Here is a 17,047-nt window from a genome sequence, read left to right as displayed (position 1 = left end):
GTTGAGCTAGCCGGGATTCGCAGGAATCTCACAGGGTGCCCACAGCAGAGTCTGGAACAGGTGAATTGCCCCGTATCAGCGCAGGCGCTTCAAGCCCGCTGTGAGCTGGGACAAGCCATCCTCGCGCAACCGGCCTTCAATCCGGTCCTGAACCTCCTTCCAGAGCGGATAGGCCTCCTCCAGACGGCGTACCCCAAGCGTGGTGAGCAACAGGCGACGGCGCCGGCCATCTCCCTCCTCTCCCCGAAAGATGAGACCGGCCTTCTCCAGCGGCTTCAGATTGCGGGACAGGGTGGTGCGGTCCAGGGCAAGCAAATCTGCCAGCTCCGAAATGGAGTCGGGTTCAAACCGGCCTACCGCATTCAAGAGCCCGAACTGGGCAATGGTCAGGTCAACCGGGCGCAAGGCATCGTCATACTCGCGTGTAATGCGCCGGGCCGCACGCAGCAGGCGACCAGCCGTACAGCGCTGGGTCACATCTTCATGAATTCTCGTTTGATCCATAGCGTGTAAATACACACTCTTTTCGAAACTTCAAATACATCAGTAAATCTAACACATCCGTTCCAGAGGGCGTCATTGATTCCTATAGATAGTGCATATACATGTTATATGTCGCTAACGCCTCTCTACAAGAGTCAGTTTCCCGTGATGTAGCGACATACCTCCGCCCGGCACATCTTGCCGGGCGGCCTTTTCTAAATGCACGCACCTCATACCGTGCATATACACCATTGGAGCTTTAACATGAAATCTGCCGTCTCAGCCTGTATGCTCTCCGTCCTTTTCAGCATGTCCGCTCCCCATGCCGGTGCCAGCCCGGATGTCTACAGATCCAGCCCCAGCCCGGCCGAGTTATGCGCCACAGAACTCGGGCGCCACTCCGAAGCCACGCTGCGCCTCCAGCGGCTGTGCGATGCGGGCGCAAAGCAGTCAGACCTGACGCTGAGCGGCCGCGCTGCCGCCCACGCAAATGCGGGCACAGTCCGCATCAGGCGGGGCGACCTTGAAGGCGCCGCACGCCTGCTGTCCGAAGCCCATGCCATGCGCGGCGCCTCTGCCGATATCGCCATCAGCCTCAGCGCGGTGCTGATACGAATGGAGCGTTATGACGAGGCCGTCCTAGCACTGGCAGACCTGGATCAGGTATCAGAAGAATTGCTGGCCAAGGCGCTCTACAATCGCGCAACGGCCGAATTGCAGCGCAACAATGTCGAGGCAGCCTTTGTCGATTTGCGCAAGACAGTCCAACTGGCACCGGACTTTGGACCGGCGCAGGACATGTTGAAGCGATTCCAGGTGACGCCCCACGCGCTTACGGCTGATGCGCAAGACAGCACCAGAAACGGACAGCCCTGAGCGCGATCCATCGCACAAAAACCGTGTGTGAATTCAGACAGTCATTTGCAAATGTTTCAGCGAAGCTGGAACGATTGAAAATGGTGCGGTCAAGAGGACTCGAACCTCCACGGGTTGCCCCACAGCGACCTCAACGCTGCGCGTCTACCAATTCCGCCATGACCGCACTGGTCTTCATTGAGGCAGACGGGCCGTATAAGGCGACACCAGCACTTTGTGAAGCCCCGAATGTCGCCTATATGCCCCCAGTGATGCAGAAATTCCCCGACACAGAATGGGCCGTCTCAAAGCGCCTGGTTCCTTATGAGGACGCGGTCCAATTCATGGAGGCACGTGCCCGTGCGATCCGCGAGGAAGGCGCGCCGGAACTGGTGTGGTTCCTGGAGCATCCGCCGCTCTATACGTCCGGGACATCTGCCAAGCCGGATGATCTGCGCGACCCTGCCCGTTTTCCCGTCTTCGATGCCGGACGCGGCGGGCAGTACACCTATCACGGCCCCGGCCAGCGCGTGGCTTATGTGATGCTGGATGTTGCCCGGCGCGGGCGCGACGTGCGCGCCTTCGTGCAGAATCTGGAGACCTGGATCATCACCGGCCTCGCAGCCTTCAATGTGGAGGCGGGCCCGCGTGACGGCCGCGTCGGCGTGTGGGTCGACCGGACAAAAGCGGGCGGGCCGCTTCGTGAGGACAAGATCGCCGCCATTGGCGTGCGGCTGAAGAAATGGGTCAGCTTCCACGGCATCTCGCTGAATGTGGAGCCGGATCTGGAGCACTTTTCTGGCATCACGCCGTGCGGCATCGCCGATCCGCGCTATGGCGTTACCAGCCTGGTCGATCTGGGCATCCCCGCCACGATGGATGAGGTCGACCTTGCCCTGAAGGACGCCTTCGAGAGCGTGTTCGAAAGCCGCCTCGTGCGAGCAGCCGACCCGGTCAGCGAACCCGCCTAAGCCGTTTTATAGGCTTCCAGCCGCTGTTCTTCCTGTGTCAGGTCGCTGCCGGTGCGGAAATTGCCCACCCCGCCATTCGGCAAGCGCGCGACATGCAACAGCGTCCAGAGCATTACGATGAAGGACGAAATCGCCCAGAGCGGCATGGCCAGGCCCATGCCGGCGCCCATCGCCATCTGCATCTGGGTTGGCGGCGGGCCGTCCGGGCGGCGCGGTCCCTTCGCTTCCGGCTGCGCGTCGGCAGGCGGGGCAGCCGCCTCGCCCCCTTCCGCAACCGCGGTTTCAGCTTGCGCCACCTTCGCCTGCTGCGCAGTGAACTGCGCTGAGCCCATCACGACACCGCCCGCAAAGCCCAGCAGGCCCAGGAAAAGCGGGATCAGGACAATGGCGGCCTTCAGTGTGGAACGATTCGTCTCCGCAAAGCGACGCACATGCGCCACCCAGGACGTGAACTCGGTCAGAATGGTGAAGAAGAAGAACGGCACCAGAAGGGCGGGCAATGGCAGGCCGATCGCCTTGATCGGTTTCCACGCGCCGGACATGTCCGCGCCTGCCAGACCGGCAATAGAGGCCACAAAAACCGGCACGATAAACAACAGCACCCGTCCCATGAACATGAAGGTCCAGGCCCGGCTGAAGTGCAGCTTGCCGGTCATCCCCATCGGATTGAACAGGGTCTGGATCCAGTCCATGCGCGCCGGATCATCCCGTACGTCACGTATCCAGGGGCGATGCGGATCGATGGGCGTCGTCGTATGATGGGTCATGCCGGTCGGGTCCTCTGGGGTCTTCAGGAAAAGGTGTTGGACATGGAATTGCGGGATGTGGGCGGGCCATACTGGTTCGCGTCCGGATCGGTGGGCAAGCGTGCCGCAATGAAGCCGAGCAAGGCCGTCGTGAGCAGGAAGCTCGCGAGCGTGGTGAGGGACGTCAGACGTTCGAATTCCTGGATATTCTCGGTCAGGGCCTCCATCGCGCCGGACAGGTCACTCCCGAACTGGGCGTACATCTCGAACGCAACCGGCGACAGGATGGGCATCAACAGCGCGCTCACAATGCTGCCGACCACACCGTAACCGATCAGGAACAACAGGTAGAACCAGCCGGAATGCCCGGCATCGTGCAGTCGCTTGGAGAACAAGCAGACATACACATAGACCATCGGATAAACGAGAATGCCGAAGATTGGCGAAATGAAGGTGTTGGCGATCTGAACGATGATGAAGGCCGCCGTGATGACGGACAGGCCACGCAGGAAGGTGCGCGAGCCAATTCGGCCTTTTGACGACAAGAGGACATATCTCATGTCCATAGGATTTCAGTCTCCTCACTTCGGCGCTGCGCGCCTCAAAGCCGCGAATAGTGTTTCGCGTCCTTATCAATAAACGATAAATACATGCAACAAAAAAGAGCCGGACAACTGCCCGGCTCTCCTGAACTCCGTGTCTGGCATGTGCCTAGACGAAGGTGTCGGCGGCCATTGCGCCGGGGTTTTTCGGATCCGGACCATACTTGTTCGGGCCGACGGTGCCGGGAATACAGGCAATCACGATCTGGGCGATTGATGCCAGCAAATTGATGAACGGGATGAGGCTGGCGACAACAAGGCCGAGATAAATCCAGCCGGTCTGGTTGATATCGTGCAGACGGCGGATGAACAGGGCAATACCCGGAATGATCACGGCCAGGCCATACAGGCCCATCAGAGCGAAAAAGATCATCCCGATCGGGTTCATTTCACCGGTTTCGAAATTGCCGCCGAGGCCGAATGCGAGAGCCGCCAGGACCCCGAACACGATCAGGTTGAAGAGTACGACCCACCAGTATTCCGAGCGGCGTGAGCGGCCCTGAAAGTCCACATAGCGGGAAAAGAACATTTTGACTGCGTCTGGAAAACTGACCATTTTCGGCCCCCTTGATTGCTTTCACCACGAAAGACTGGCGCATTTTCGGCGCACCAGCAGCAAGGTCAAGGGATGACTCGTTAATGGTCCCCTGCCCCATGCGGCGGGATTCCGCGCCGATTTGGTTAGGGCAGGGTTAATAATCGCAGCTTGCGGCGACGTTTGCCTAGTCGAACTCGACCATGATCTCGTCGGCCGCGACGCTGTCGCCGGCGCCGACATTGATCGCTTTAACCGTGCCATTGGCTTCGGCGCGGATGATGTTCTGCATCTTCATCGCCTCGACCACACAGACCGCTTCGCCTTCTTGCACTTCCTGACCCATCTCGACATCAACTGAGACGACAAGGCCCGGCATGGGCGAAATGATCAGCTTGGACGTATCCGGCTTTTCCTTTTCCGGCAGACGGGCATGCAGGTCGGCCACGTTCGGCGTGCAGACCAGGGCCCGCAAAGCGACACCCCGATGACGGAACAGGTAACCCTCGGTGCGGTCGGCAAATTTCACCGCAAACGGCTTGCCATCCAGCAGCCCTTCCACGAGGTGCTGGCCGGGATACCACGGTGTCACCAGCGTATGTGGCTTGCCACCATTAACGGTGATTTCGGCGTCGCCATCTTCGCCCAGATCCAACGTTACCGGGTGGTGCTTGTCGCCCAGAATGACAATCCAGTCGCGACGCGCTTCGGGCAGCGGCGACATGCGGCCGCTCGTATCAGCGGCGCGGCGCGAGAAGAAGCCGTGCACATAGGCAGCGGCGCAGATCAGTTGGGTTTCCTGTTCCTTGGTAGGCTCTACGCCTTCAAATCCTTCCGGGAACTCGTCCTTGATATAGGCGGTGGTGATATTACCGGAGCGGAACCGTTTTTCGTCAATCACGGCCGCGATGAAGGGCATGTTGTCCTGAATGCCCTCGATATGGAATCGGTCAAGCGCCTCGCCATGCACATCCAGCGCGGTGTCGCGATCCTTGCCATGCGTGATCAGCTTGGCGATCATCGGGTCGTAGAACATGGAAATCTCGTCGCCCTCGCGGACGCCGGAATCCATTCGCACTTCACCGCCCGCCAGCTTGCCCTCTTCCGGCGCGTGGAAACGCTTTAGACGGCCAATGGATGGCAGGAAGTTGCGATAAGGATCTTCGGCATAGACGCGGCTTTCCACGGCCCAGCCATTGATCTTGATGTCGGACTGTTTGAGCTTCAGCTTTTCGCCATAGGCGACCCGCAGCATCTGCTCGACAAGGTCGACGCCGGTAATCATCTCGGTCACCGGATGCTCCACCTGCAGGCGGGTGTTCATTTCAAGGAAGTAGAAGCCTTTATCGGCGCCTGAAGCCACGAATTCCACCGTGCCGGCGCTGTCATAATTGACAGCCTTGGCGAGGGCCACGGCCTGTTCGCCCATCTTCTTGCGGGTTTCCGGGTCGAGCAGCGGCGAAGGCGCTTCCTCGATGACCTTCTGGTTGCGGCGCTGGATCGAGCATTCACGCTCGACCAGATAGATGCAATTGCCGTGCTTGTCGCCGAGCACCTGGATCTCGATATGGCGCGGCTCAAGGATGAATTTCTCGATGAAAACGCGGTCGTCGCCGAACGAGGCCTTTGCTTCGGCCTTCACGGCCGGGAAGCCTTCTTCGACTTCCTTGTCATTGGCCGCGACGCGGATGCCCTTGCCGCCGCCGCCGGCAGACGCCTTGATCATCACCGGATAGCCGATCTCGCGCGAGATCTTCACGGCCTCTTTCGTGTCCTCGATCAGGCCCATATGGCCCGGCACGGTCGACACGCCGGCCTCGGCTGCAAGCTTCTTGGAGCTGATCTTGTCGCCCATCGCTTCGATGGCGTAGGCGTTCGGGCCGATCCAGCCGATCCCCTCTTCCTCAAGCCGTTTGGCGAAAACAGGGTTTTCAGACAGGAAGCCAAAGCCCGGATGGATCGCCTCGGCGCCGGTCTGGCGAACAGCGTCAATGATCTTGTCGGCAACAAGGTAGGATTCCGAAGCCGGGGACGCGCCGATGTAAACCGTCTCGTCGGCCATCTCGACGGCCATCGAATCTGCATCTGCGTCGGAATAGACAACGACCGTCTGCACGCCCAACCGTCTACAGGTCTTGATGACCCGAACTGCAATTTCCCCCCGGTTGGCGATCAGAATCTTTTTGAACATGCTGCCTCGATCCATTGTAAAGTCTTTCAGCGACTGCACTAAGCCGCCCGAAACGGGATGTCCACAATTCCCATAGGGGAAGTCTGTTGCCACGATGCCGCAGATATGTTAGTAAGCGCTCACTATTGACGGAGGATGCGCTCATGACCCGGATTACGCTGGACCTCGATGCCTTGCTCGCAAAAGGCCAAATAGACAGTGCCGAAGCGGTGCGACTGCAGGGTTTTGCCCTGCCGGATCGCCAGAATGGGCTGCTGGTGAACATTCTGCTGATTTTTGGCGCGATATCCGTGGCAGGCGGCACGATTGCCCTCGTCCCGAATGCCATGACAGGCCTCATCCTGGCGCTTTTGTCGCTGGGCGGCGCGGAATTCCTGCGCCGCAGCGCACGTGGTAATTCCCTGAAAACCCTTGGCATGGCGCTCACCCTGATGGGCACGCTGGGCTTGGCAGGCTGGGTCGGGTGGGAATTCCGGGAAGTCGATGACGGCACCCTGCCGACCCTTCTGATCGCGCTCATCATGACCGCGTCGGCGCTCTGGTTCCGATCCGCCCTGTTGGCCGCCTTTGCGGTCCTGTCCCTTGGCGCCATTCTCGGCTCGGGCACAGGCTACTGGCATGCCAGTTACGCCCTATTTGTCGAAGAACCGACCATCACCATCATCGTCTTCGGCCTGCTGGCCGCCGGCCTCTACCATGCGCGCAAATCGCTGGCGGACGCTTGGGCCAATCTGGTCACCGTCTCCGCGCGGACGGCCTTCTTCATGATGAATTTCGGGTTCTGGGTCGGCTCGCTCTGGGGCGACCGTGTGGGCGAGCACTGGTTTGCGCCGAGCCGCTGGTCCGACCGGTCGGAGTGGCGCGAAGCCGCGCTGGCAATCCCTGACCATGTCTTCACGCTGGGCTGGATCGGCGCCCTCGTGGCCGTGATCGCCACCTCACGCCGGAGCAGTTTCCTGTCGATCACCTCGATCGTGTTCCTGACGATTCATGGCTACACCCAGTACTTTGAATATCTGGGCGCGAAGCCGGAAACGCTGGTGGTTGGCGGACTGGTGCTCGTCGGGCTGGCGGTCGCGGGCGCGCGCTTCCTGATGCGACCGAATGCGAAGACGTCCTAGTCCTTGTCGTCGAGCTGCTCGATATGCGCCTCGAAGGTGCGGACCTGGGCGGAGACAGACACGAGGAAGGCGGTCGACCAACCCAGCAACAGGAAGCCGATCACCGATTCCGCCGCCCCCAGCATGCGCCAGTCCTGGCTGATCACGACATCGCCAAAGCCGACGGTCGAGAAGGAAGAGGTGGAATAATAGACGGCCGTTTCGATATCCGGGAATACGTCCAGCAGAAGATAGGCAAAGGTGAAGACCCATATCTCCACCGAATGGAGCGCGAACAGGCTGATCAGAATGAAAAAGATCGCTAGTCCCTGTCCCGCCACCGTGGTCAGGTTCACATGCGGCATATCCCGCCGCCGGATGAGCGCTGACAAGCCGACCAGCCCTGCAAAGTGAATGGCGAAGGTAATCGCGACCAGAGCCCCGGCCACAATCAGATTGAGCAAGAGCATGGCAAAATTCCCCGTGTCAGTGCGCCGCGACCACCAAGCCGGCCAGTAGACCTGGCGCTTCACGGTTGAGGAAGTCAACCAAGGCATGGCTTGCCGTCATGATGGGGGTGGGTGGCGGGCTCTTGCGCCACCACACATTTCGCATCGGCGCCGCATCCGGTTTGCGTTTCGCGGCAAGGCTTGCGGCGTGACGGGCCAGGCGCGCGCGCTCTGCTTCGTGACCTATGTGTTCGAACCATCGCCCCTTGTCGAACCCGAGCGCAAGGCAGCCGACAAACTTCCCTGGATGCGCGTCATTCTGGTCGAGCCAGTGCTTGCGGCTGAGCGCGTGCCGCTCGCTGTGGGGATTCGGATGAGCGCTGGCGACCAGATGATTGCCGATGGCGCGCGAAAACAGGAAATTCCAGGCCGGATCATTTTCGCACCCCTCAAGCTGGTCATGGGCCCGCAGGAGGATCGCTGCCTCGGCCCGGCTGAGCCAGGGTGCCTGCTCCGTGCCGAGACGGGACACGATTTCGGCGACCTGTTCGACTATGTCATCCAGCGCGCGGCCATCCCGTACCATTTGCTCACAAAGATGAGTGAGTACGACCAGGCCGTAGCCGTCCGGGGCCTGGCTGGCCTTGCGAAACAGACGCGTGAACAGGCCGGCCAGATTACGGTTGCGTGGCCCGCCACCCAACACGATCCGTTCTTGCAGCCAGTCCAGATTGGATCGGGTCAGGGCGCCATTGGCGCCCTCCCGTGCGAGGACATAGCTGGCCATCACTCGAACAAACCGGCTGTCCCAATCGAGATCGGTGCCATTCATCCGTGTGTTGAAGTCGAACAGGGCCTGCGCCTCGGCGTCGGATTTCGGCCCGCGCGAGCACATTTCGAGCGCGACCTGCCGCGCATCCTCGCGTGAGCGGTGCGAGACGGCCTGAATGCGCTGGATAATACCGCTGGCCGTTCTGACCATGGGTCCCTGTCTCCCGTATAGCCACCGACAGGTAGCAATCAGGGGTTTCTGCTTTCTTGACCAATTCGGTGAAACCTGTTGCCACTATTACGTCGCGCCCCCTACATTCCAGACCATACACATGCGGAAATTCACGGAGAAAACGCGATGACACACCAGAAAGACCTCGCCGGTCGCAAGGCAATTGTAACCGGCTCCGCCACAGGACTCGGGCGGTCCATAGCGCTCAAACTGGCCGAGCGCGGCGCGGATGTGATCATTAATTGCGCACGATCAGTCGAGGACGGCGAAGCTACCGCCGCCGATTGCCAGGCGCTGGGGTCACAGTCACGCCTCGTTCAGGCTGACGTGTCGACGGATGAAGGCTGCCGCAAGCTGGCCGACGCGGCCGCACAATTCGGACGGCTCGATATTCTCGTCAACAATGCCGGCACGACAAAGCATGCCCGCGACCACTCCGACCTCGATGCCCTGACGCGAGAGGATTTCCTGCATCTCTACGCCGTCAATGTCGCTGGCCCCTTCCTGATGATGCAGGCCTGCAAGCCTTTGCTCGTTGAAAGCCACCGTCAAACGGGGCGCGCCGCCACCGTCCTGAATACATCGTCGATTGCCGGTGTGACGGGCATTGGCTCATCCGTCGCCTATGCTGCCACGAAGGGCGCCCTGAACACGATGACGCTGTCGCTAGCCCGCGCGCTGGCGCCGGAGATTCGGGTTAACGCGATCTGCCCCGGCTTCATCGGCACGCGCTGGTTCAAGGACAAGATGGACGAAGACCAGTACAAGCGAATGGAAGCTTCCGTGGCGGCGGCGACCCCGCTGAACGCCGCCAGTGGCCCCGACGACATTGCGGATTCGGCGCTTTTCTTCCTGTCGGATGCGTCGCGTCATGTCACCGGAGAAACCCTTCTGGTGGATGCCGGAACCCACCTCGGTTACGCCCCTTTGGTCGCGCGGTAAGGGAATCCAACACGCCCAAGTCTCAGGCATAGTCGCACCTGCGTGCACAAAATACTGGCGATCCGTTTGCGGTCCAGCAACCTCCATATTTTTGTTTCTGATCCCGGATGAAGCCACGTCATCGTGGTTTTGGCGCTGGCAACAGCGCGATTCAACAACGGGGAATAAAACATGAAACAACAGCTTTTACGCGCAGGGGTTGCGGTGGTAGCGATGCTGGCAGTGGCTGGTACGGCGGCTGCCGAGGGAGAATGGTCTGGCAATGTCGCTCTCAGCACTGACTATGTCTGGCGCGGCGTCTCGCAGTCCAATGAAGACATGGCCATCTCTGGCGGCTTCGACTATGCCAACGGCATCTTCTATGCGGGCACCTGGGCATCGAACATCGACTTTGAAGACGGTTCCGACTCGAACGTGGAACTCGACCTTTATGCCGGTGTCGCCAGCGAATTCGCCAATGGCGTGTCCTGGGATCTGGGGGTTATCTACTATTCCTATCCGGACTCGGACGATGAAGATCTCGACTTCGTCGAACTGCAGGCTGCTCTGGGATACGCCTTTGAAGGCGGCATTGAAGTGGGCGGCGCCGTCTACTGGGATCCGGACAATGAGAACATCTACGTCGAAGGCTCTGCGGGGTATGCCTTCACCGACGTGTTCGCAGCAGACGTGTCCGTCGGCAGCTATTCCTTTGATGGTGGCGGTGACTACACCAACTGGTCGCTCGGCGGCACGTATTCGACATCGGTCGGCATCGATCTCGACCTCCGCTACTGGGATACCGATATCGACGATACGGGCATCGCAGACGAGCGCGTCGTGCTGACCATCGCGAAGAGCCTCTAACGCTCGAAAATTTCTTCTCAAACTGTGTGCGAGACTTTGCCCTCCTTCGTGCGCAGTCTGGTGAAGGCCGCCGGTTCCCTGGAGAACTGGCGGCCTTTATTTTTGGCCAATTCTGCTTACGTTGGGAATTCATAAGCACCCGAATGAAAGAACCCCTCCATGGCCGCTGAAATGAGCCCTGCCGACGCCGTGGGCGCGCTTGTGCCTGCAATCACCCTTCTGGGGTTCGGCGCGGCAGCAGCCCTGGTCTCCCGGGCGCTCAATCTCAGCCCCATTGTCGGCTACCTGCTTGCCGGTATCCTGATCGGACCGGGGATGCTGAACCTGATCCATGAGAGCGGTGGCACGCATCTTCTGGCCGAACTCGGCGTGGTGTTCCTGCTGTTCGATATCGGGATGCATGTCTCTCTGAGGGAGCTGAAGGAGAGCCGCAGCGACCTGCTGGGCCTCGCGCCGATGCATCTGTTGCTGACCGGCCTGATCAGCGCCGGCGCGCTCTACATGCTGGGCATCTCCTGGCCGATTGCCATTGCCGTGGGCCTCAGCCTGGGCCTGTCCTCCACCGCCGTGGTCGCCCGCATCCTGACCGAACGGGAGCAGAATTCCTGTCCGATCGGCCGGACCGCGACGCATGTCCTGATCTTCCAGGACATTGTGGCCATCTTCCTGATGATCTTTGCCACCTCCCTGGGGGAGGAAGAGACCGGCATGGCAGGGCTGGCAGGCCTTGTGTCCGATTACATGCTGAATGGGAACGCTGTCCCGCTGGCGGCGACGCTGTTGCTCGCTTTCGCGCAGGCCCTGATTGCCTTCGGGGCGGCCATGCTGTTCTCGCGCTATTTGCTGAACCCGGTTTTCCGCACGCTGGCCGCCACGCGCAATGACGAGGCCTTCACCGCCTTCACCCTGCTGCTCGTTCTGGCTGCGGCCTGCGCCACGGCGGTTATCGGCCTCTCGCTGACGCTGGGCGCGTTCCTGGCGGGCCTTGCTGTGTCGGGTACGCCCTTCCGCCACCAGGTACAGACAGAGATGGGCCCGTTCCGGGGCCTGCTGCTGTCATTCTTTTTCATCAGCGTCGGCCTGTCGATTGACCTGCCCGGCCTGATGCGAAACCTGCCCCTCGTCGTGATTGCTGCCTTCGGCATCCTGATCGTGAAGACGGCGCTCGGCTATATCGCCGCGCGCGTGAATGGGTGGAGCGTTCCGGGCGCCACGCAGCTCGGCACGCTGCTGGCGCAAGGTTCGGAATTCACCCTGGTCATTCTCTCGCTGGCTTCGATCACCGCCAACATGCCCCCTGCCCTGATGGGCAGCCTGATCGCGGCCATCGCCCTCTCCCTGGCGCTCGCGCCGAGCTGGGCCATGCTTGGCGGCAAGCTGTCGCGTGAACTGGCGCGCCGCAAGCAGGTCACGGTGGAGACGGCGAGCGAGCCGGTGGGCGAACGCCCGGTCATCGTGATCGGCATGACAGCAGCAGGCCGCCTTGCGGTCGACGCACTTGCGGATTTCGACATCCCTTACATTGCCACAGACGGAGACCCGGACCGCTTCCTGTCTGCGGTGGCCGATGGCTACAATGTCTCCTTCGGGGATGCGTCAAATGTGAAGCTGATGGATGCAGTCGGCGGCAGCAACGCCCGCGCTGTCGTACTCGGCAAAGCGCGGTATGAAGTGTCCAAGGAAGTGACGCCCGGCCTCACGCGCCGGTTCCCCGACCTGATCCGTCTCGTAGCGGTCGAGAACATTCACGACCTCGACCGATATCTTGAACTGAATGTCCGCGCGCACCTGGTGGCCAGCGAGCCAAAGGGCATCGAGATGGTTGCGGACATGCTGAGGGTTCTGGGTGTGCCGGACGAGGATCTGGCCGACTGGCTTACCCGCGAAGCCGATTTGTTCACCATCGGGGAGGCGTCAGACCGTCAGGAAAAGGCGGACGAAAAGGAAGATCTGGAAGGCACGGTCGAAGAGGCCGCCTGACCCTTACCCAGGATCAGGAATTGAGGGCCTTGATGGCATCATCAATCGTCGCGCGTGGGCGGTCCATAATGGCCGCAATCTGGGCGCGCTGTTCGATGGCCAGCCACAGGCCGAGCACTTCGACATCCACGACGCGCCATTCGCCATTCTTTTCAATCACACGCCAGCGCACGGTCTGGGGATCTTCGCCGGGACGGGCGACGCGTGTTTCAACAATGGAATCCGTCGGGGTCCGGTCCTTGGAACCGATAACGGTAATCTCGGCATCGTGGAACTTGTCGCGTTGGTCCTCGAAGCTACTGAGCAGATAGGTCTCGAATGCTTCCGCAAAACGGGCACGATCCGCGTCAGACACGCGGCGGGCGTATTTTCCCAACGTGAAGTTGGCGACGGAGTCCAGATCCATGGATTCGCGCAAGGTTTCGCGTCCCTTTTCAGGATCGGAAATGTGCTTGGCCGCGCCTTCGATGACGGCTTCCGCTTCCGGGCCGGCCAAGGCCGGCAGGGCCATGAGTCCGAGGGCAGTCGAGGCGATAAGAGCGCGTAACATGGGGCAAATCCTTGTGACTTCTTGTCGTGTTGCCCTCTAGATATGTACGAGATTGTCCTTTTGTTCCCCGAAAGGCGAGATAGGCTCTATGCGTTTTGGACATGAAACCGGTGCATAGGGGGCCGGCAAACAGGCCCCGGACAGGCGCAGCAGCTGCAGTTTCGGGCGACGGCAGGACAGGATGGCTGGGTACATGACATTTCTCCTCTTGGGCGAGAAATATGCAAGTCACGTACCAGACAGGGGATCTTCTGGTCCTCAGCAAAGGCAGAGAAAGGTATGGTGCGGGCGGCCGGGCTCGAACCGGCAAGGCCTTGCGGCCGAGGGATTTTAAGTCCCTTGCGTATACCAATTTCGCCACGCCCGCATGGCCGGTCCCCGGCATAATCGGTTTTGCCGGGGATGGCTATACAGGATAGGATTTGCAGGATCGCTGCGGCCTAGCTGACCCGCTCGAACACGGCCGCGAGCCCCTGCCCGCCGCCAATGCACATTGTCTCCAGGCCATAGCGTGCCTCGCGGCGCTCCATTTCCCGCAGCATCGTGGTCAGGATGCGTACGCCGGTCGCGCCGACCGGATGGCCGAGCGAAATACCGGAGCCGTTCACGTTCAGCCGCTCCATGTCATCATCGGAGAACTCAAGCGCCTTGGTGCAGGCGAGCACCTGCGCGGCAAAAGCCTCGTTCAGTTCGATGACGTCGATGTCCTTCAGCTCAAGCCCCGCCGTCTTCAGCGCCTTCTGGCTGGAGGGCACCGGGCCGATGCCCATGACTTCCGGGCCAACCCCTGCCACCGACCATGAGACGAGCCGCCCCAGGGGCTTGAGGCCATATGTCTCTGCGGCTTCCCGCGTACAGACGATACAGGCCGCCGCGCCATCATTCTGGCCGGACGCATTGCCCGCCGTCACGGTCGACTGGTCATCCACCTTGCCCCGGATGGCGCGCAGCGTGGACAGTTTCTCCAGGGACGAATCCGGACGGATATGCTCATCCTGATCCACGACCGTGTCGGCCTTGCGACCTTTCACTGTGTACGGAATGATTTCCTCGGCGAACTTGCCGGACTGTTGCGCTGCTGCCGCCTTCATGTGGGAATTGCAGGCGAACTGATCCTGTGCCTCGCGTGTGATTTGGTAGTCCCGGCGGAGATTCTCTGCCGTCTCGATCATGCCGCCCGGCACGGGATGATACTTGCCGCCAGCCGTGTAGCGCCCGCGCGACAGGCCATCATGCAGCATCAGCCCATCGCCCTTGATGTTCCAGCGCATGTCGATGGAAAAGAAGGGTGCATTCGACATGCTCTCCGCCCCGCCCGCGATAACGACATCATTCGCGCCGGTGGCCACTTGCATCACGGCGTTAATCACCGCCTGCAGGCCAGAGCCGCAGCGCCGGTCGATCTGGTAACCGCCGGTGGATGTGGTCAGCCCGGCATCCAGCGCCACCATCCGCCCGAAGGCGGGCGCTTCCATCGTCGGATAGCATTGCGCGAAGATGCAGTCCTCGACTGCCTCGGCGGGCAGTTTTGTTTTCGCCATCAGCTCACGGATGACATGCGATGCCATCTCATGGGCGTGCACGGTCTTGAAGGCGCCGCCAAATCCGCCAACGGCGGTGCGGACGGGTTCGCAGATGACTACATCTCTCATGGCGCCCTACTCCTGCTGGTCCCGGCCACGCGCGGTGACCTGCTTGCGCGCCTCTTCCACGGCGTCTGCCGTCACGGAGTCGGCATGGGCGATGGAGCGTTTGACTTCTTCCTTCATGGCGGAGGCGAAATTCATGCCATAGCCATCATCAATCAACGCCTTGTACTGCTTGAGCAGGTCCGGCTGCGAGCCGCACATATCGTGCGCCAGCTTCATGGCGGCGGGCACGAGTTCGTCGGATTCATAAACCCGGTTCACAAGACCCCAGCGCTCGGCTGTGTGCGCGTCGAGGAAATTGCCGGTGAAGGACAATTCCTTGGCGCGGCTGATGCCGATCATGCGGGACAGTTTCTGCGACAGGCCCCAGCCCGGCACGATGCCGACGCGGGCATGGGTGTCGGCGAATTTGGCATGCTCGGAGGCAAGCAGCACGTCGCACATCAGAGCCAGCTCGAAGCCGCCGGTGATCGCGAAACCATTGATCGCGCCGATGATCGGCCACGGATAGTCCCGCAGTGCGCGGGCCATGTCGATCGATTTGGAATCCTCGTCCGCGCCGAGCGCGAAGCCGGTCTGGCCAGCCTCCTTCAGGTCAATGCCGGCGGTGAAGGCGCGCCCGGCCCCGGTCAGCACGACAGCGCGTACCTCCTTGTTCTGGGCCAGTTCGTTGAAGACGCTGACGATCTCGGCGCGCAGGGCGCGGTTCAGGGCGTTCAGCGCGTCAGGCCGGTTCAGCGTCACAAGCGCGACCGGGCCGTCCAGTTCGACCTTTACGATGTCTTCCGCCATGGGATCCTCCAATTTTCCTGTTTCCCTCTCTTAGCGAGCGGAATTCGGAAGGACCATGCCTGACGTTGCGGCGATCAGGCGCGGCGCTTGCGCAGGAGATTCACGACGCCGATGAGGAGCGCGATTACGGCAAGGCCTGCGGCCAGGAAGAACAGACCGAACTTCAACGGAGTCAGCCAGGCCTTGGCATCCAGCGCATCGACCCATCCGGCAAGGGCCAGCACCTGCACGAGGTTCTCCGTCAGGTCGATAATGACCACACCAAGCGCCGGTAGCGCCGCATATCTCCCGTACCTGCCGAAAAAGCGCAGCGCCAGCCCGCCAAGGAAGGCGCCATAGGCCAGCGGATAGGCCGTATCCAGCAGTACGGTTACCCAGGCATGCGCCGTGCGTTGGGCATCGCTCATCGTGGCAATGATCGTCCGCGCGGCTTCCGGATCGGAGGTCATGTCGAGTAAGGCGCCGCCGACCATGGGCCGGAACAGGCTGAACCCCACGCCGATCACCAACATCAGAACGAAGCTGGTCCAGATCACCGGGGTGCGCGCCAGGAAGCTCATGCGTTTGCGTCCTCGACCCGCTCGGGCTGGACGCCCGTCGCGGAGATGATCGCCTCAAGCTTGTCGGTAATCATCGGGATCAGGCTTTCCTGAATCGTGCTGGCGACGAGGTGGACGCCATTGTCGCCAATGCCCCGGAACCAGGGATAGGAGCCGAGCGCCACGTCCGGCATCTCCTTGGCCAGTGCGCCCAGCGGTTCGGCAATGTCGCCCTCGCGCAAGCCCCTGCCCCGTATCGTAACCTTGTGGATTACTGCGCCTGTCTCCAGTCTCGGCCCGATATCTTCCAGCATGCCGCGCGCAACAGACGGCACACCGGCCAGTGTGAAGACATTCCCGGTCTGGAAGCCCGGCGCCCCGGAGACCGGATTGGCCACGATCTGGGCGCCATGCGGGATGCGCGCCATGCGCCGACGGGCGGGCGTGTAATCCGTGCCCATTTCCTCATAGCGTTTCGCCAGCATGGCGGTCACTTCAGGATGTTCTGAAATCTCCACCCCGAACGCCTTGGCGATGGCATCGGCGGTAATGTCATCATGCGTCGGCCCGATGCCTCCGGTCGTGAAGACATAGGTGTATTTCGCGCGCAGCGAATTCACCGCCTCGACAATCTCCTCCTCCACATCCGGCACGATCCGCGTCTCGCGCACCGGAATGCCGAGCGGCGCAAGATAGGAAGCGATCTGTTGCAGATTGATGTCGCGCGTCCGGCCGGAGAGCAGTTCGTCCCCGATCAGGAGGACGGCTGCCGTAGGAGATTTTTTTATCATACCAACACTTTGCCCAGACTGGC

18 protein-coding genes and 2 tRNA genes are annotated in these 17,047 nt (G+C 61.1%); 6 read left to right on the top strand and 14 right to left on the bottom strand.

What is annotated here, in order from left to right; genetic code table 11:
• Window positions 1-75: 75 nt before the first annotated feature.
• Complete coding sequence (locus V7660_RS12890; RefSeq protein WP_335603457.1) at window positions 76-504, bottom strand: MarR family winged helix-turn-helix transcriptional regulator; 429 nt, start codon at window positions 502-504, stop codon at window positions 76-78.
• Between the two features lie 243 nt (window positions 505-747).
• Between V7660_RS12890 and V7660_RS12885 the strand changes: the two genes are divergently transcribed.
• On the top strand, window positions 748-1,359 hold the full coding sequence (locus V7660_RS12885) for a tetratricopeptide repeat protein (RefSeq protein WP_335603456.1): 612 nt from the start codon (window positions 748-750) through the stop codon (window positions 1,357-1,359).
• 81 nt (window positions 1,360-1,440) lie between these two features.
• Here V7660_RS12885 and V7660_RS12880 read toward each other — a convergent pair.
• Window positions 1,441-1,525 (bottom strand) — tRNA-Leu (locus V7660_RS12880).
• Between the two features lie 85 nt (window positions 1,526-1,610).
• Between V7660_RS12880 and lipB the strand changes: the two genes are divergently transcribed.
• Window positions 1,611-2,309 carry a lipoyl(octanoyl) transferase LipB gene (gene lipB / locus V7660_RS12875; RefSeq protein ID WP_442910049.1) on the top strand — a complete coding sequence of 233 codons (699 nt, stop codon included), beginning with the start codon at window positions 1,611-1,613 and terminating at the stop codon, window positions 2,307-2,309.
• On the opposite strand, the gene V7660_RS12870 is transcribed toward lipB, so the two are convergent.
• From V7660_RS12870 to V7660_RS12855, 4 genes are all read right to left on the bottom strand, one after another.
• Entirely contained in the window at window positions 2,306-3,076 is a 771-nt protein-coding gene (locus tag V7660_RS12870) for a hypothetical protein (protein ID WP_335603454.1), read from the bottom strand. The genes lipB and V7660_RS12870 overlap by 4 nt on opposite strands.
• Window positions 3,077-3,099: 23 nt before the next feature.
• Window positions 3,100-3,621: a DUF805 domain-containing protein gene (locus V7660_RS12865; RefSeq protein WP_335603453.1), complete on the bottom strand. Its 522-nt coding sequence runs from the start codon at window positions 3,619-3,621 to the stop codon at window positions 3,100-3,102.
• 145 nt (window positions 3,622-3,766) lie between these two features.
• Window positions 3,767-4,213: a DUF805 domain-containing protein gene (locus tag V7660_RS12860; protein ID WP_335603452.1), complete on the bottom strand. Its 447-nt coding sequence runs from the start codon at window positions 4,211-4,213 to the stop codon at window positions 3,767-3,769.
• Window positions 4,214-4,379: 166 nt separating this feature from the next.
• Window positions 4,380-6,383, bottom strand: a complete 2,004-nt coding sequence (locus V7660_RS12855) for an acetyl/propionyl/methylcrotonyl-CoA carboxylase subunit alpha (protein WP_335603451.1) — start codon at window positions 6,381-6,383, stop codon at window positions 4,380-4,382.
• 143 nt (window positions 6,384-6,526) lie between these two features.
• Here V7660_RS12855 and V7660_RS12850 point away from each other — a divergent pair, with 143 nt between their 5' ends.
• Complete coding sequence (locus tag V7660_RS12850) at window positions 6,527-7,504, top strand: hypothetical protein (protein WP_335603450.1); 978 nt, start codon at window positions 6,527-6,529, stop codon at window positions 7,502-7,504.
• On the opposite strand, the gene V7660_RS12845 is transcribed toward V7660_RS12850, so the two are convergent.
• Together V7660_RS12845 and V7660_RS12840 are read right to left on the bottom strand one after the other, a co-directional pair.
• A complete protein-coding gene (locus tag V7660_RS12845) occupies window positions 7,501-7,953 on the bottom strand; it encodes an ion channel (RefSeq protein WP_335603449.1) in 453 nt (150 codons plus the stop codon). The two genes, V7660_RS12850 and V7660_RS12845, sit on opposite strands and share 4 nt — an antisense overlap.
• Window positions 7,954-7,969: 16 nt before the next feature.
• Window positions 7,970-8,914, bottom strand: coding sequence for a hypothetical protein (locus V7660_RS12840; RefSeq protein ID WP_335603448.1), 945 nt, complete (start codon window positions 8,912-8,914; stop codon window positions 7,970-7,972).
• A gap of 147 nt (window positions 8,915-9,061) precedes the next feature.
• Between V7660_RS12840 and V7660_RS12835 the strand changes: the two genes are divergently transcribed.
• The 3 genes from V7660_RS12835 (at window position 9,062) to V7660_RS12825 (ending at window position 12,703) form a co-directional block, all read left to right on the top strand.
• Entirely contained in the window at window positions 9,062-9,877 is an 816-nt protein-coding gene (locus V7660_RS12835) for an SDR family NAD(P)-dependent oxidoreductase (protein ID WP_335603447.1), read from the top strand.
• 171 nt (window positions 9,878-10,048) lie between these two features.
• The gene (locus V7660_RS12830) at window positions 10,049-10,723 is read left to right on the top strand and encodes a TorF family putative porin (RefSeq protein ID WP_335603446.1); all 675 of its coding nucleotides are present in this window, start codon (window positions 10,049-10,051) and stop codon (window positions 10,721-10,723) included.
• Window positions 10,724-10,882: 159 nt separating this feature from the next.
• Window positions 10,883-12,703, top strand: a complete 1,821-nt coding sequence (locus tag V7660_RS12825) for a cation:proton antiporter domain-containing protein (RefSeq protein ID WP_335603445.1) — start codon at window positions 10,883-10,885, stop codon at window positions 12,701-12,703.
• A 13-nt stretch (window positions 12,704-12,716) separates the two neighbouring features.
• Here V7660_RS12825 and V7660_RS12820 read toward each other — a convergent pair whose 3' ends face one another.
• From V7660_RS12820 to V7660_RS12795, 6 genes are all read right to left on the bottom strand, one after another.
• Window positions 12,717-13,253: an MlaC/ttg2D family ABC transporter substrate-binding protein gene (locus V7660_RS12820; protein WP_335603444.1), complete on the bottom strand. Its 537-nt coding sequence runs from the start codon at window positions 13,251-13,253 to the stop codon at window positions 12,717-12,719.
• Window positions 13,254-13,533: 280 nt separating this feature from the next.
• A tRNA-Leu gene (locus tag V7660_RS12815) sits at window positions 13,534-13,620 on the bottom strand.
• A 73-nt stretch (window positions 13,621-13,693) separates the two neighbouring features.
• On the bottom strand, window positions 13,694-14,905 hold the full coding sequence (locus tag V7660_RS12810) for an acetyl-CoA C-acetyltransferase (RefSeq protein ID WP_335603443.1): 1,212 nt from the start codon (window positions 14,903-14,905) through the stop codon (window positions 13,694-13,696).
• 6 nt (window positions 14,906-14,911) lie between these two features.
• The gene (locus tag V7660_RS12805; RefSeq protein WP_335603442.1) at window positions 14,912-15,694 is read right to left on the bottom strand and encodes an enoyl-CoA hydratase; all 783 of its coding nucleotides are present in this window, start codon (window positions 15,692-15,694) and stop codon (window positions 14,912-14,914) included.
• Between the two features lie 74 nt (window positions 15,695-15,768).
• The gene (locus V7660_RS12800) at window positions 15,769-16,254 is read right to left on the bottom strand and encodes a hypothetical protein (protein ID WP_335603441.1); all 486 of its coding nucleotides are present in this window, start codon (window positions 16,252-16,254) and stop codon (window positions 15,769-15,771) included.
• The gene (locus tag V7660_RS12795) at window positions 16,251-17,024 is read right to left on the bottom strand and encodes a competence/damage-inducible protein A (RefSeq protein ID WP_335603440.1); all 774 of its coding nucleotides are present in this window, start codon (window positions 17,022-17,024) and stop codon (window positions 16,251-16,253) included. Before V7660_RS12795 ends, V7660_RS12800 begins: the two co-directional genes overlap by 4 nt.
• Window positions 17,025-17,047: the final 23 nt, after the last annotated feature.

Origin of the sequence: Hyphomonas sp. (assembly GCF_036964145.1) — a bacterium.
GTDB lineage: Bacteria > Pseudomonadota > Alphaproteobacteria > Caulobacterales > Hyphomonadaceae > Hyphomonas.
This window is presented reverse-complemented; position numbering and strand designations above follow the sequence as displayed.

Bases quoted from the DNA above. Each gene is read 5' to 3' on its own strand.
- V7660_RS12830 (WP_335603446.1), top strand. From the start codon at position 10,049: ATGAAACAACAGCTTTTACGCGCAGGGGTTGCGGTGGTAGCGATGCTG.
- V7660_RS12890 (WP_335603457.1), bottom strand. From the start codon at position 504: ATGGATCAAACGAGAATTCATGAAGATGTGACCCAGCGCTGTACGGCT.
- V7660_RS12800 (WP_335603441.1), bottom strand. From the start codon at position 16,254: ATGAGCTTCCTGGCGCGCACCCCGGTGATCTGGACCAGCTTCGTTCTG.
- V7660_RS12825 (WP_335603445.1), top strand. From the start codon at position 10,883: ATGGCCGCTGAAATGAGCCCTGCCGACGCCGTGGGCGCGCTTGTGCCT.
- V7660_RS12835 (WP_335603447.1), top strand. From the start codon at position 9,062: ATGACACACCAGAAAGACCTCGCCGGTCGCAAGGCAATTGTAACCGGC.
- V7660_RS12865 (WP_335603453.1), bottom strand. From the start codon at position 3,621: ATGGACATGAGATATGTCCTCTTGTCGTCAAAAGGCCGAATTGGCTCG.
- V7660_RS12885 (WP_335603456.1), top strand. From the start codon at position 748: ATGAAATCTGCCGTCTCAGCCTGTATGCTCTCCGTCCTTTTCAGCATG.
- V7660_RS12820 (WP_335603444.1), bottom strand. From the start codon at position 13,253: ATGTTACGCGCTCTTATCGCCTCGACTGCCCTCGGACTCATGGCCCTG.
- V7660_RS12850 (WP_335603450.1), top strand. From the start codon at position 6,527: ATGACCCGGATTACGCTGGACCTCGATGCCTTGCTCGCAAAAGGCCAA.
- V7660_RS12810 (WP_335603443.1), bottom strand. From the start codon at position 14,905: ATGAGAGATGTAGTCATCTGCGAACCCGTCCGCACCGCCGTTGGCGGA.
- V7660_RS12855 (WP_335603451.1), bottom strand. From the start codon at position 6,383: ATGTTCAAAAAGATTCTGATCGCCAACCGGGGGGAAATTGCAGTTCGG.
- V7660_RS12845 (WP_335603449.1), bottom strand. From the start codon at position 7,953: ATGCTCTTGCTCAATCTGATTGTGGCCGGGGCTCTGGTCGCGATTACC.
- V7660_RS12870 (WP_335603454.1), bottom strand. From the start codon at position 3,076: ATGACCCATCATACGACGACGCCCATCGATCCGCATCGCCCCTGGATA.
- V7660_RS12795 (WP_335603440.1), bottom strand. From the start codon at position 17,024: ATGATAAAAAAATCTCCTACGGCAGCCGTCCTCCTGATCGGGGACGAA.
- V7660_RS12805 (WP_335603442.1), bottom strand. From the start codon at position 15,694: ATGGCGGAAGACATCGTAAAGGTCGAACTGGACGGCCCGGTCGCGCTT.
- lipB (WP_442910049.1), top strand. From the start codon at position 1,611: ATGCAGAAATTCCCCGACACAGAATGGGCCGTCTCAAAGCGCCTGGTT.
- V7660_RS12860 (WP_335603452.1), bottom strand. From the start codon at position 4,213: ATGGTCAGTTTTCCAGACGCAGTCAAAATGTTCTTTTCCCGCTATGTG.
- V7660_RS12840 (WP_335603448.1), bottom strand. From the start codon at position 8,914: ATGGTCAGAACGGCCAGCGGTATTATCCAGCGCATTCAGGCCGTCTCG.